Source organism: Gordonia sp. 852002-50816_SCH5313054-c, assembly GCF_001665925.1.
Taxonomy (GTDB): domain Bacteria; phylum Actinomycetota; class Actinomycetes; order Mycobacteriales; family Mycobacteriaceae; genus Gordonia; species Gordonia jacobaea.
The window spans coordinates 102880-115924 of sequence record NZ_LZTE01000029.1 but is presented as its reverse complement, the minus strand read 5'-3'; the positions used below and the strand labels follow the sequence as shown (position 1 = coordinate 115924).

12 protein-coding genes are annotated in these 13045 nt (G+C 67.2%); 4 read left to right on the top strand and 8 right to left on the bottom strand.

What is annotated here, in order from left to right; genetic code table 11:
- The first annotated feature begins 1 nt into the window (after position 1).
- Positions 2 to 1414: an MFS transporter gene (locus tag A5788_RS04895; RefSeq protein ID WP_064869950.1), complete on the top strand. Its 1413-nt coding sequence runs from the start codon at positions 2 to 4 to the stop codon at positions 1412 to 1414.
- Between the two features lie 102 nt (positions 1415 to 1516).
- Here A5788_RS04895 and A5788_RS04890 read toward each other — a convergent pair whose 3' ends face one another.
- The 8 genes from A5788_RS04890 to A5788_RS04860 form a co-directional block, all read right to left on the bottom strand.
- Positions 1517 to 2293, bottom strand: a complete 777-nt coding sequence (locus tag A5788_RS04890; RefSeq protein ID WP_064869949.1) for an alpha/beta fold hydrolase — start codon at positions 2291 to 2293, stop codon at positions 1517 to 1519.
- Between the two features lie 18 nt (positions 2294 to 2311).
- Entirely contained in the window at positions 2312 to 2914 is a 603-nt protein-coding gene (locus A5788_RS04885) for a hypothetical protein (RefSeq protein WP_231894190.1), read from the bottom strand.
- Positions 2915 to 3109, bottom strand: coding sequence for a hypothetical protein (locus A5788_RS24245; RefSeq protein WP_231894189.1), 195 nt, complete (start codon positions 3107 to 3109; stop codon positions 2915 to 2917).
- A 44-nt stretch (positions 3110 to 3153) separates the two neighbouring features.
- Positions 3154 to 4296, bottom strand: a complete 1143-nt coding sequence (locus tag A5788_RS04880) for an AI-2E family transporter (RefSeq protein ID WP_064869948.1) — start codon at positions 4294 to 4296, stop codon at positions 3154 to 3156.
- Positions 4297 to 4431: 135 nt separating this feature from the next.
- Positions 4432 to 5544 carry an NDMA-dependent alcohol dehydrogenase gene (locus A5788_RS04875; RefSeq protein ID WP_049698784.1) on the bottom strand — a complete coding sequence of 371 codons (1113 nt, stop codon included), beginning with the start codon at positions 5542 to 5544 and terminating at the stop codon, positions 4432 to 4434.
- Between the two features lie 43 nt (positions 5545 to 5587).
- A complete protein-coding gene (locus tag A5788_RS04870; RefSeq protein WP_049698785.1) occupies positions 5588 to 7084 on the bottom strand; it encodes an aldehyde dehydrogenase family protein in 1497 nt (498 codons plus the stop codon).
- Positions 7085 to 7259: 175 nt separating this feature from the next.
- The gene (locus tag A5788_RS04865) at positions 7260 to 7907 is read right to left on the bottom strand and encodes a TetR/AcrR family transcriptional regulator (protein ID WP_049698786.1); all 648 of its coding nucleotides are present in this window, start codon (positions 7905 to 7907) and stop codon (positions 7260 to 7262) included.
- Positions 7908 to 7962: 55 nt separating this feature from the next.
- Complete coding sequence (locus A5788_RS04860; protein ID WP_064869947.1) at positions 7963 to 9636, bottom strand: sigma-54-dependent Fis family transcriptional regulator; 1674 nt, start codon at positions 9634 to 9636, stop codon at positions 7963 to 7965.
- Positions 9637 to 9739: 103 nt separating this feature from the next.
- On the opposite strand from A5788_RS04860, the gene A5788_RS04855 reads away from it, so the two are divergent.
- The 3 genes from A5788_RS04855 (at position 9740) to A5788_RS04845 (ending at position 12969) form a co-directional block, all read left to right on the top strand.
- Positions 9740 to 11143 (top strand): carboxylesterase family protein, encoded by a 1404-nt coding sequence (locus A5788_RS04855; protein ID WP_064869946.1) that lies wholly within the window; start codon positions 9740 to 9742, stop codon positions 11141 to 11143.
- 43 nt (positions 11144 to 11186) lie between these two features.
- On the top strand, positions 11187 to 12077 hold the full coding sequence (locus A5788_RS04850; RefSeq protein WP_064869945.1) for an exodeoxyribonuclease III: 891 nt from the start codon (positions 11187 to 11189) through the stop codon (positions 12075 to 12077).
- A gap of 253 nt (positions 12078 to 12330) precedes the next feature.
- Entirely contained in the window at positions 12331 to 12969 is a 639-nt protein-coding gene (locus A5788_RS04845; RefSeq protein ID WP_064869944.1) for a hypothetical protein, read from the top strand.
- The last annotated feature ends 76 nt before the right edge of the window (positions 12970 to 13045 follow it).

The following is a 13045-nucleotide window of genomic DNA, read 5'->3' as shown; positions in this document are numbered from 1 at the left end:
AATGGCAGATCAGGAGACGGCTCGGGTTGCACATGGTCGTGTTGCGCAGGGTCGCGGTGCACTCATGGCCACCGTGTTCCTGCTGCAATTCCTTGTGGCGATGGACATTTCGCTCGTCAACATCGCGTTGCCCGCCATGCGCGCCGATCTCGGATTCACCGACGCGGGTTTGCAGTGGGTGGTCACCGCGTACCTGTTGACCTTCGCAGGGTTCATGCTCCTCGGCGGGAGGATCGGCGATCTGTGGGGGCGTCGAAGCTCGGTTCTCGTCGGGTTGTCCGTCTTCGCGGTGGCGAGCATCGTCGGCGGATGTGCCGGGAGCGCAGGGGTTCTCGTCGCCGCGCGGGCGGTGCAGGGTGTCGCGGGAGCGCTGTTGGCTCCGGCGTCGTTGGCGCTGGTGGCTACGATCGACGACCCGGCAGTCCGCGCACGGGCGATGGGCCTGTGGGGCGGTGCCGGTGCGGCGGGAGGTGCGCTGGGCGTGGTGCTCAGTGGGGTGCTCACGCAGTGGTGGTCGTGGCGAGCGGTTCTCCTCGTCAACGTCCCGATCATTGTCATCGCGATGGTCGCTGCGCTGCGCGGAATCTCGCGTCGCGACGTCGGACGTACTGCGCGGCTCGATGTTCCCGGCGCGGTCACCGTGACGCTCGGCGTTGCTGCCCTTGTCTATGCAGTGAGCGCTGGTGGCGATCGTGGGTGGGGATCGTGGCAGGCAGTCGGCGGATTCGTCGCGGCTGCAGTGCTATTGGCGATCTTCGTGGCGATCGAGCGATCGGCGTCGCATCCGTTGATGCCTCCGGGCCTGATGCGAGAACGAAGCGTGCTGGGCGCCAACCTGTTCGGATTCATGGTCGCCGCGGGGCAGCTCGCAGCCTTCTACTTCTGCTCGCTCTATATCCAAACCGTATGGGGTGTCGAGAGTGCGCTGACGGGAGTGCTCTTCCTACCGTTCTGCGTCTTCGTCGTCGTCGGAATCTCGGTGGCACAACGACTTTCCGCGCGCATCGGAGCGCGGATGGCGATCGTGGCTTTCGGAATTGTTGCCGCCATTGGCCTCGGGCTGTTCGCGACGATGCCTGCGCACTTCGACTTCTGGCTCGGAATCCTGCTGCCGTCCGCGGTGACGGCTGTCGGGATCGGCGGCTCGATGGTGCTGATCGGAGCGGTCGCAACCGAAGGGGTGTCACCCGACGACGTCGGCGTGGCCTCGGGTGTGGTGAACAGTTCGCGGCAACTCGGCGGCACCATCGGACTGGCGGTCCTGGTGGCCGTGGCCAGCGGGTACGCGGTGCCGCGCGAGGGTTTTCAGGCGGGCTTCCTGCTCGGCGCGGTCCTGCTGGTCGTCGGGAGCCTCGCGGCGTGGCTCATCCTGCCGCGGCGTCGGAGCGTCGAGGTAGCGGGAGCGTCGGCGTAGCGCACGGTCGGCGTTCTAGAGCGCCCAGTCGACGCTCTCGAGCGCACAGTCGACGGTTTGGAGCGCACGGTCGACGCTATAAGGCGCCCAGTCGATCCCGTGTCAGTTGTTCCGGGCAGCGATGACGCGGGCGGTGGCGGTGGGGTCGGGGCGGTGTCCCACGGACTCGGGGACGCGCACGAGTTCGGCGCCGCTGATCGCTTCGGCCAGGCGTGGCGCGGCCGCTTCGAGGAGCGGGAAGGTGTCGGAGCCGAGGAGGACCGTGACCGGCATCGCGACGGTGAGCATCTGCGGGGTCGGTTGCGAGAGGTCGCGCGCGAGCGTCGCGTCGTAGACCACCGACTGTGCGATCGCCAGCAGGCCGTCGAACATCGGACTGTCCCGGATCTGCTCGACGATCGCGGGTGGGAGGCCGACGCCTTCGAGCTGGAACGTCGTCACGGCGTCGGCGCGCCGGCCGTCGTCGACCATCTGTTGGAGTCTGTCGGGGAGGTCGGTTGCGGGGTCGTCCTCGCCGAAGCGGAACGGAGGTTCGGAGAGGAAGAGGTGGTCGATCGGTACGCCGCGCGACGCGGCGAACAGTGCGAGGATCGCGCCCGACGAGTGCCCGAGCACAGCGGCCGTGCCGCCGGTTGCGGAGATGACGGCAGCCAGATCCTCGGCCTCGCGATCCGGCGAGTATGGCCGGGTGTCGCCACTGTCTCCACGGGCGCGTCGATCGAAGACGCCGCCGGTGAAGCCCGCGTCGGCGAGTGCCTGCGCCAGCGGCGCGGCGTCGGACGCTTTCGACATCGCACCGTTGACCACGACGACCACAGGGCCGGTGCCAATCGTGTCGTACGCGATGGGTGTGCCGTCTTCAGATGTGACGTGGGCCATATCACCATTCAACCAAAATCAGCCCCGCTCGACGTCGAGGAGATACTCGCGGAGACGATCGCGGTGCTTGCTCACCCACCAGACACCGAACCGATGCGCGCCGTACCAGATCGCCGCGGTGACCAGGACAGCCAGCATCGCGCACAGCGCGAACTCGGTGTCGGTCTGTGCGGTGTCCCATCCCTGGCGGTTCGTGAGCTTCCAGATGGCGACCGGAGCGACGACGATCAGGGCGAACGCGAGCGGGAAGATCAGATTCGGCATGGCGATCAACAGCCCCCAGCGGACGATCACCTGACGGAAACGCCGCCTGTTCTGCCAGCGCCACCGGAGAGAGCGTTGATGGTAGGGAAACGTGACGCCGACGAGGCCGCTCACCGCGAGCGCACCGAAAGGCACCACCGCGACCGCGAGTATGACCTCGATGGCGAACCGCCAGTGCGTGTGTTGCGTCAGCGCGATTGCCACCGCGATGACGGTGCACAGTGGACCGATGATCAACCAGACGGCCAGAACCTTCGCGCGCAGCAGTGCGGTGAGCTCGGCGGGATCGTCGATCGCGGCGAGAGCTCGTTCCGGGTCGCTGGTCAGCACGTTGGTGACGAACGCGTCGGTGTACATTCATCCCGCGAGCGCGTATGGGAGTCCCTCAGGACCGGTGAAGGTGAAGAACCACGATCGGGGGACGACATACCAGAGGAACAGCACGATCGCTGCGCTCGACGCCACGGACAACAGGAGATCGCCGGGATGCCGCACGATATGCGTGACTTCGGCTCGGATCGCGGCACGCGTGGTGGGTGTGACCGCCTGCATGCGGTGAGGATAGTTGGTCGAGCTGCGAATTTCCGGCGGCCGTCTCAGGTTCCGTCGGCCGCGGGAATGCCCACATCACCGTCGGCGTCGGGTTCACCGGAATCGACGTCCCCAGCAGCGCTGCGATGAGTGCGGATGACTTCCACCGACTTGACCGTCGCTGCGAGAAGTGGGGCTCCGAGGACCATGCCGAGCAACCCGGCGGCGGTGCCTGCCACCATCGTCGCGAGCAACACGGCCATCGGGTGAAGCTGCAACGACGAGCCGAGTGCCCACGAACTGACGGCGCTCTGCACGGTGCCGTTGGAGATGACGAAGGTGATGGCGAGAATCAGTGCGGCAGTGGGGCCGTTGGAACCCAGCGCGATCAACACCACGAACGCCCCGGTGATCCAGGCGCCGACGAACGGGATGAAGGATAGGAAGAAGTACAGCACGAAGATCGGAATTGCCAGCGGCACACCAAGAATCACCAGCGGGACCATGAAGATCGGTGCCGTCAGCACAGCCGTGAGCGCTGTGCCCCTGAAGTAGCCGCGAACCGATTGCCGGGTCACGCTGACGACCCCGTTGATCTCGGCCGGATCCGCGCCGGTCATGCGTGCCAGGAATGCGGGAAAACGGTCGGCATCGCGCAGCGCGAAGAAGAGGAAGAAGAGTGCGAAGAAGATGCCGATCAGCAGCGTGATGGCGCCATAGAACGTACTGCTGAGCGAGGCGAGAGCACCGAGCCCAACCTCGCGGGTGTGACTCTCGAGCGCGGTGCGCGCGTCCTCGAGCCACCGCGGGTCGATGTCGAGTTCGCCTACCCAGTGTGTGAACGAGCGCCAGCCGAGCAGCGCTTGACCGTAGATGTCCGACCACTGGTCGACGACGCCCCAGATCACGATCGTGATCGTCCCGGCGCCGACGAGGATCGCGACGAGCAGCGCGAGGAAGACCGCGACTGTGGATGGCACGCCCATGCGGGTCAGTCGAGCGACGAGCGGTTCGAGTACCACGCTGATGATCACCGCGACGACGAGCGGGATCAGGATTCCACTCACCGCACCCAGCGCAAGCGCAGCGACGACTACTAGGGCAATGATGCCGAGTACGCACCAACTGGCCACCCCGATACGACGCAGATTCAGCGTCGCCTTCGGGCCGGGATTCGCAGTAGCTGACGTGGCAGATGGCTCTTTCACCCCAGCAGGCTATCGGCAGCGCGCCGAATCGGCGCCTCAAATGGAACGGCCCGGCCGCGTCGGGGTGTCCGTCGCGGCCGGGCCGGGTAGGGGGGTGGAGTCACGGCGGGGCGAGCCCGTGACGCCAGGGGGCGATCAGTCGTCGTGGATGATCACGCCGCGAATGTTCTTGCCGTCGCGCAGATCCTGGTAGCCCTCGTTGACCTGCTCGAGCGTGTAGGTCTGGGTGACCAGTTCGTCGAGCTTGAGCTGGCCGGCGTCGTAGAGGCGGAGCAGGCGGACGATGTCGTACTGCGGATTGGCCGAACCGAACAACGAGCCCTTGATGGTCTTCTCGTTGAGGGTGAGGTCGATGCCGGGCCAATGCACCGTGAACTTCGCGGGACTCGAGAGTCCGACGATCACGACCTGGCCGCCCTTGCCGATGGAGCCGATTGCCGCGGACACCACGTCTTCGTCGACGGTGCCGACGGTGACGATCGCGGCGTCTGCACCCTGACCCCAGGACAGTTCGGTGATCTTCTCCTGAGCCTCTGCCGCAGATGCGAAAGCGTGTGTGGCGCCGAACTTCACGGCGGTGTCACGTTTGAACGCGACAGGGTCGACGACGACGACGTACTTGGCTCCGGCGTGCACAGCGCCCTGCACCGCGTTGATACCGATGCCGCCGATGCCGTAGATGACCACGATGTCGCCCGCGCGGACGTTGCCCGCGTAGACCGCCGAACCCCACCCGGTCGGCACACCGCAGCCGACGAGGACGGCCTTGTCCAGCGGCAGCCAGTCGTCGACCTTGACCACGGAGTGCTCGCTGATCGTCGCGCGCTCGCTGAACGTGCCCAGCATGCACATGCCGCCGAAGTCCTGGCCGCCGCCGTGGAAGCGGAACGTGCCGTCGGGCAGCATGCCTTCGAGGATGGTGGCGCCCATGTCGCACAACGACTGTCGGCCCGTCGAGCAGTAGCGGCATGTGCCGCAACTCGGTACGAACGAGCAGACCACGTGATCGCCCGGCTTGACCTTGGTGACGCCCGGCCCGATCTCCTCGATGATGCCCGACCCCTCGTGGCCGCCGACCATCGGATAGCGCGGCGGCAGGTCGCCATCGGTGAGGTGTAGGTCGGAGTGGCACAGGCCCGCGGCGGTGTACTTGATCAGTACCTCGCCTTCCTTCGGACCGTCGAGGTCGAGTTCCATGATCTCGAACGGCTTGCCCGCGTCGAGCAGTACGGCGGCTTTGGTTTTCACGGCTATATCTCCTTGTGAATCAGTGGTGGATCAGGGTGCCGAATCAGAGCGCGACGTTGACGGCTTTGGTCTGGGTGTAGAGCTCGATGGCCGACTGGCCCAGCTCGCGTCCCCAGCCCGACTGCTTGTAGCCGCCGAAGGGCATTGCGGTATCGAAGCCGTTGTATTGGTTGACCCACACCGAACCCGCCTTGAGCTGACGAGCGGTCTTGTGCGCCTTCGACAGATCGGTGGTCCAGATGCCTGCGGCGAGCCCGTAGATCGAATCATTCGCTGCCGCAGCCACTCCCGTGTCGGCGTCGAACGGCAGTGCCGCGACGACGGGACCGAAGATCTCCTCACGGACGATGGAGAAATCGGGCTCGACGTCGACGAATACTGTGGGCTCGATGAAGAAACCCTCGTCGCCCCAACGCTTTCCGCCGGTCAGTGCGCGAGCGCCGTCGGCGAGGCCCGCCGCGAGGTAGCCCGAGACACGGTCGAATTGTTCCTGGCTGACGAGCGGTCCCAGTTCGGTCGTCGGATCGAGGCCCGGCCCGATCTTGGCCTTCGACGCCGCTTCTGCGACGGCGGCGGTGAAGTCGTCGAAGATGGGTCGTTCGACGAACAGTCGAGTTCCGGCGACGCAGCACTGGCCGTGGTTGAACATCCACGCTGCGACCGAACCGGCGACGGCCTGCTCGAAGTCGGCGTCGGCGAAGACGATGTTGGGGCTCTTGCCGCCGAGCTCGAGCGAGACCTTCTTGAGATTGCCCTTCGACGCGTCGACGATCTTCTTGCCCACCTCGGTGGAACCGGTGAAGGCGATCTTGTCGACGTCGTCGTGCGCGGCAAGCGCGGCGCCCGCGTCGCCGAAGCCGGTGACGATGTTGACGACGCCGGGCGGGAAGCCCGCTTCGGTAAACACTTCGCCGAGCAACAGCGCTGTCAGCGGTGTCTGTTCGGCCGGCTTGAGGATGACAGTGTTGCCCGCAGCGAGCGCCGGGGCCAGCTTGAACGACGCCATCAGGAGCGGGAAGTTCCACGGAACGATCAGGCCGCAGACGCCGACGGGCTCGCGCAGCGTGTAGGCGTGGAACTCGCCGCCCGGCACGAACGGCATCGAGACGTCGACGGTGCTGCCGGTGATCTTGGTTGCCAGACCGGCGTTGTAGCGGAAGATGTCTGCCGACCAGGCGGTGTCGACGGCGGTCGCGATGGTGGCGGCCTTGCCGTTGTCGAGGGCTTCGAGCTGGCCGAACTCCTCGGCGCGCTCGTTGAGGATGTCGCCGACGCGCCAGAGCAGACGCTCACGCTCGTTGGGCTTCATGCGCGACCACGGGCCGTCGTCGAATGCCTTGCGCGCGGCGCGCACAGCGCGGTCGATGTCGGTGGCGTCGCCGCGGGCGACCGATGTCAGCGTGCGTCCGTTGGCGGGATCGATGGTTTCGAAGGTCGCACCGGATGCGGCGGTGACCCACTCACCTCCGATCAGCATCGGTCGATCGGTCGAGATGAAATCCCGGACCTTGGTTGCCAGTTCGGGTGCGACAGCGGTCATGCGTCCTCCTGCTCGAGCGTGCAGATCGTGATCTGCGTCATAGACGCGGATCTCTCTATAGTTCTGCCACCGCTAACGCGAGACGAAGTGTCCAGAAACTGAACACTGCGATGAACACACGTCGGGACCGTGCCGACGGGTGACCCGCGAAGAGGGGGCCGGCGCGTCGAACCGTCTAATCGGAGTCGGCCCGCGGCAGGCTGCCCACCGTGTGGAGCGCGATGTCGACGTACTTCTCCGCCACCAACTGCGGGGTCAGCGGCCCGTCGTCGTGAAACCAGCGCGGGATCGATTGGCACATGGCGAGAACCGCTCTGGTGGTTTCGGCGACGTCGCTGACGTGCATGACGCCGGTGGCTGTTCCGGTCTGCACGATGTCGAGGACCAGATCTTCGATCCCCTTGCGAAACACGCGATACCGCAACCGGTTCTCGGAGCTCGCATATCGAATCTCGCCTTCGACAGCCGCCAGCCGGACTCGACCCGTCATGACCAGGACGATCGATTCGATGACGTTCGCCAACTCGGTGACCGGGTCTCCCGCTGCAGCAGCCCTGGCGGCGTGGGCGCGCGCGAGCACGTCGCCGGTCGAGTACTCCAGAAGGGCCAGCAGGATGCCCTCTTTGCTCTTGTGGTGGTAGTAGAGGGCAGGGACCGTGACACCGACCTTCGCGGCGATCTGCCGCACGGAGGTGCCATGAAATCCGTTGTCGTAGAACGCCTCGAGCGCTGCCTGCAGGATCGGTGACAGCTCCGGTGGGTCGACGCGACGCCAACCGGGCGGCGTCGTGTCAGCATCCGCTCCCGCGGTCGACGCCGTCATGAGGACCCTAACTATCGCTCGATAAGTTCGGGTTCATCGTAGCGCGAGGCGGCCCTCAGATCCCCAGTGCGCGGATGCGCGCGTACAGGGTGGTGCGGCTGATGCCCAGGTCGCGGGCCGCGTGCACCTTGTTGCCGGTGTGCCGGTCGAGTGCCTCGAGAATGGCTGCGCGCTCAGCCTGTTCGCGTCCGGAGAGGTGGGCGGCCCGGCTGGTCGTGCGATGGTCGGCGGGCAGATCGGCGGGTTCGATCGCCCGCGCGCCACGAGCCTCGCACGAACGCACGGCCCGCTGCAGCACCGAGGACAGTTCGACGAGGTTCCCGGGCCACTCCTGGCAGACGAGGGCGTCCAGCGTCGGCGCGCTGACCGAGTGCACTGCGTGTGCACCGGGTGCTGCGTGTGGATCGAGTGCTGTTCCCGGGGTGATGTCGGTGAGCATCTCGTCGACGATGTCGGCCAGTTCGGAGGTGCGGTTGCGCAGCGCGGGGACGTCGATACGCGTGGCGCACCTGGCCGTCAGCGCCGCGACGGTGGTTCGCGACTGATCCGGCGGCCCGGCGACGAGGACGAGCGGGGCTGTCTTGTCCGCCGTGCGGCACGCGGCCGCCAGGATGGTGAGCGACCTGTCGTCGAGCAGGTCGACGCCGTCGACGATCAGCGCGCGTGAGCGGCGTCGTGAATCGCCGATCAGGGCGCCGATATCCGGCTGATCGCCGGTGATCAACAGCTCGGCGACGTCGACGGTCATGGCGTCGGGTCCGGCCATCGAGCGAGCTCTGGTGCTGCGTCCGGTTCCGGGTTCGCCGGTGATCGCGGTGGTGGCCTGTCGCGTCGACGGCAGGTCGGTGCGGACCATCGGCCGTGCGGTCGACGCGTTGGGTCGCAGACCGAACAGCGCTGCCCCGCGGGCACCCACGACGGGTGTGGCGAGCACCTCGACGTCGACACCAGACGCAAGGACCAGTTGCAGGGTGGTCTCCCGTAGTGCGGGGTCAGCGGCGACCGCACGTAATGCCGCGATATCGGTCGGCGAGAGTAGTTCTGCTGCACGCGAATTGGTGAGCTGCAGGTCTTCGCTGATCGCTGCGACGGCGACGTCGCGACGGGGTGCCGCGCGCTGGAATGCGTCGAGAACCCGACGCTGCTGGGCGCGCGAGCGGTCGAGGAGTCGGTCGGCGATATCGCCGACGATGCCGGTCACGAGGGGTACGGCAAGAGGGTTCATGCGGTCGGCGATCTCCGTCATGCACAGGATGCCAGCGAGACGTCGGGTTGCCGGATGGATGATGGGCGCGCCAAAGCAGCTGAGCGACTTGAACTGCTCCAGATAGTGCTCGCGTCCGTTGACGGCCAATCCTCGACGTATCTCGGCGGGCGTGCCCAGCGCCGTGGTGCCGACGGTCTCCTCGCCGAGGTCGACGCCGGGTGTTGCGCCGACTCTGTCGAGTGCACGGTCGACGGTGGTGCCGAGGCAGACGCGGGAGACCATCCGGCACTCATGGTCGACGAGCAGTAGTGACGTGCCCGTGTCTGCGAGGCGTGCGGCGGCGTCGTCGAGAACCGGGCGAGCGGCGTCGAGAAGGACATCCGACCGCGAGGCGTCGTCGACGAGGTCGGGTAGCGGGCTGTCGGGTTGGACGCCGGACAGCGCGGAGCGGCGCCACGACTGCGCGATCACAGCGCGTTGCGGCGCACTCTCCGATGAGGCGAACGATGTGTCGATGGTCACAACATGACACAGAATCGTCGCGAATGAAAGGTTGCGTGCCAGGGTCGTCGCCGGATGCGCGCACCGACCCGTTCATGGCCGAACTGTTCACTACGGTGGGGGAATGGCAACTCCGGCACCTGACGGCGTCCAATCCACTGACGACGTCGAATCCACTGATGACGTCGAGTCCACCGATATCGCGAGCTTCGATGCGCCCTGCGGTCGGGTCGTCGGCACGGTCGACGGTCCAGTCATTCGTGCGCGGGCTATCCCGTACGCCCGTGCCGATCGGTTTGCGGCGCCGGAGCCGGTGGCGCCGTGGACGGTTCCGCACCGCAGCGAAGAACCCGCGGCCGCGTGCCCGCAGGTGTCCAGTCCGCTCGTGACGATGATGCTCGGCGGTCCCGCGACCAGTCTCGTCGCCGACGAGGACTGTCAGCGGTTGACCATCACGCGGCCCACTCGGGAGTTCGACGCCCCGCTACCGGTCCTGGTGTGGGTGCACGGCGGATCGTATGTGCTCGGCGCGGGCGACGAGCCGCACCACGACCCGAGCGCGCTGGTGTCTGAGCACAACGTGATCGTCGTGGCCGTCACCTACCGGCTCGGCGTGCTCGGGTTCCTCGGGGACGGCTCGCAGGAGCGTCCGGCGAACCTGGGACTACTCGACCTCATCGCGGCGCTGGACTGGGTGCACGAGAACATCGCGGCGTTCGGTGGCGACCCCGATCAGGTCACCTGCGCCGGGCAATCCGCAGGCGCCGACGCAGTGGCGCACCTGATGACCGTGCCGCGTGCTGCCCGGCGCTTTCGACGGGCGATCCTGCAGAGCGCACCCTTCGGTATCCGCTGGAACCGCAGTGACATGGCCCGCGAGGTATTCGCGCGCACAAGCCATTTCGACGCCGAGACGCCTATCGGCGAGATTCTCGCGACACAGCAGAAGCTGATCGTCGACGGACCGCGGTACGGGCTGACGGGAGCGATGCCGTTGGGCGTGCAGTACGGGATGGAGCCGCTCCCCGCGGAGCCCGACGTCGAGGATGCGTGGGCGGCGTCGGCTCCCGACATCGACCTGCTGGTCGGCTGCACCCGCGACGAGATCGAGTTCTTCGTCCCCGGCGTTCCGATCGCCGAGACGGCGTCGCACTTCCCGGTGTTGGGCAGACCGATTCGACGCTTCGCCACCTCACTGATCACCCGCAAGGTCTACACCGCACCGACCGCCGATTTCGCGCGTAAACACGCGGCGGCGGGCGGCAGCGTCGTCGACTATCGGTTGCACTGGCACGCACCGGGGAACGCGCTCGGCGCCGCGCACTGCGTCGATTTGCCACTGCTCTTCGGCGTCGAGGAACAGTGGGCGGGTGCGCAGTTGCTCGAGGGTGCGACGTGGTCGCAGGTCGACGAGGCCGGCCGGATACTGCGCGCCATCTGGGGTCGCTTCGTCCGTGGTGAGGATCTCGGCGAGCGCCAACCCGACGACGCGCGATCGGTGCTGCGGTATCGGCGGGTGTCGGCGTAGGTCGGCGGCGTCTGGGCACCACGACCTGACTAGCGTGGTGTGTATGCGCGTGGCGACCTGGAACGTGAACTCAGTCAAACAACGCATCCCGCGACTGCTGCCGTGGCTCGACGAACGCTCACCCGACGTGGTCTGCCTGCAGGAGACCAAACTTTCCGACGACGTGTTCGACACCGTCCTCGGCCCCGAATTCACCGAGCGCGGTTACCAATTCGCGCATGTGGGACAGGGGCAGTGGAACGGGGTCGCGATCCTGTCGAAGGTCGGACTCGACGACGTCGTCGCCAACTTCGACGGCGCGCCCGGCTTTCCCGACGCGGCGTCGGCGCCGGAGGCCCGCGCGGTCTCGGCGGTGTGCGGGGGAGTGCGCATCTATTCGCTGTACGTACCCAACGGCCGCGAACCCGACTCGGATCACTACCAGTACAAGCTGTCGTGGTTGGAGCGGTTGCGCGAGGTCGTCGCGGCCGGCACGGGCGTCGACGCGCCGTCGAACACGATGCTGTGCGGCGACGTGAACATCGCGCCCGCCAACGCCGACGTCTACGACCCGGCCGCGTTTGCCGGCCACACGCACGTGACCGTCGCCGAGAGGTCGGCGCTCGAGGACATCGAGGGACTCGGACTGCGCGACGTCGTGCGCGACCGCTGGCCCGACGAGCGGGTGTTCAGCTACTGGGATTACCGGGCGGGCATGTTCCACAAGGACCTCGGCATGCGGATCGACCTGATCCTCGCCGGCGCCGATGTGGCCGCCCGGGCGAAGGCCGCGTGGGTCGACCGCGCCGCACGCAAGGGCACCAAACCCAGCGACCACGCCCCGGTCGTCGTCGACCTCGACACCGCTCCCGACGGCGACATCGGGCCGATGGTGCCCCCGCCGTCGAACCCCGCCCGCAAGGGCGCCACCGCCCGTCTGCCGCAGGCGAAGTAGGCGCGGGGACCTGCCCATAACGCTAAATGTGTGTCGTATCGAAAGATGTGGGTGCTGCAGCACACAAATCCTTCGATACGACACACATCTAGCCCGGCCGGGATGGGGCTCGATCAGCGGGTGGGGCTCGACAAGCGGGAGGGCGCGGCGGTGTCTGGCCGTGCGGAAAGTAGGGGAAACAGCGTTGACGCCAGTTATGCCCCGCATCCGTCTACTCGCGCCCGCGTCCGTCGTGGCGTGACAGCATCGGGCGATGACCTCGCAGAGCCGGCCGACCCGACGCACCCCGCGCGCCGAGTGGCGCGGAATTCTCACCAGGCGTCGCGGAGACCCGCTTCCGCCCAGGCGCGCGGCGTCGAGATTGTCGGCGTACGTCTACGGCAACATCATGGTGCTGGCGGCGCTGGTGACGGCGTCGGCGCACGCGGTCGAGAACGGCGATGCGACCTGGCTGGTGCTCGGGACCGGCCTGACCACCTACGTCGCCCACGTCTTTGCCGACCTGGTTGCGGGCAGCAGCATCCCGGAGGCGCACGGTCAGGACACCCAGGCCGACGGTTCGCCGGCCCCCGACGCCCAGGCCCCCACGCATGAGCGACCGGGCGACGCCGCCCGTCGGCACGTGCGCCACGAGCTGCGTGATGCGACGCCGATCATCTCGTCGGCGATCCTCCCCGCGATCGCGCTGGCACTCGGCTGGGCGGATGTGTTGCCGACGGCGTGGGCGCACGGGATCGCGGGAGCGGTCGTGGTGCTGCGCATTGCGAGCGTGCCGATCGTCGTCGCGCGTGTGCGCGGAGAAGAGGTCAGCATGAAGGTGATCGTCGCGGGTCTCCTCACGGCTGCTCTTGCCGCCGTGGTCGTACTGCTCAAGGTTCTTCTCGCGCACTGACTCTGCGGCACCCTCGCGCGTATCGGGTCCCTACCAGCGACGATGCCGGGAACAAGAGGCCGTATACGGTCGTTGG

Excerpts from the sequence above, each read along its gene's own strand:
- A5788_RS04885 (WP_231894190.1), bottom strand. The coding sequence starts at position 2,914 with ATGTACACCGACGCGTTCGTCACCAACGTGCTGACCAGCGACCCGGAA.
- A5788_RS04850 (WP_064869945.1), top strand. The coding sequence starts at position 11,187 with ATGCGCGTGGCGACCTGGAACGTGAACTCAGTCAAACAACGCATCCCG.
- A5788_RS04855 (WP_064869946.1), top strand. The coding sequence starts at position 9,740 with ATGGCAACTCCGGCACCTGACGGCGTCCAATCCACTGACGACGTCGAA.
- A5788_RS04845 (WP_064869944.1), top strand. The coding sequence starts at position 12,331 with ATGACCTCGCAGAGCCGGCCGACCCGACGCACCCCGCGCGCCGAGTGG.
- A5788_RS04890 (WP_064869949.1), bottom strand. The coding sequence starts at position 2,293 with ATGGCCCACGTCACATCTGAAGACGGCACACCCATCGCGTACGACACG.
- A5788_RS04870 (WP_049698785.1), bottom strand. The coding sequence starts at position 7,084 with ATGACCGCTGTCGCACCCGAACTGGCAACCAAGGTCCGGGATTTCATC.
- A5788_RS04895 (WP_064869950.1), top strand. The coding sequence starts at position 2 with ATGGCAGATCAGGAGACGGCTCGGGTTGCACATGGTCGTGTTGCGCAG.
- A5788_RS04865 (WP_049698786.1), bottom strand. The coding sequence starts at position 7,907 with ATGACGGCGTCGACCGCGGGAGCGGATGCTGACACGACGCCGCCCGGT.
- A5788_RS24245 (WP_231894189.1), bottom strand. The coding sequence starts at position 3,109 with ATGCAGGCGGTCACACCCACCACGCGTGCCGCGATCCGAGCCGAAGTC.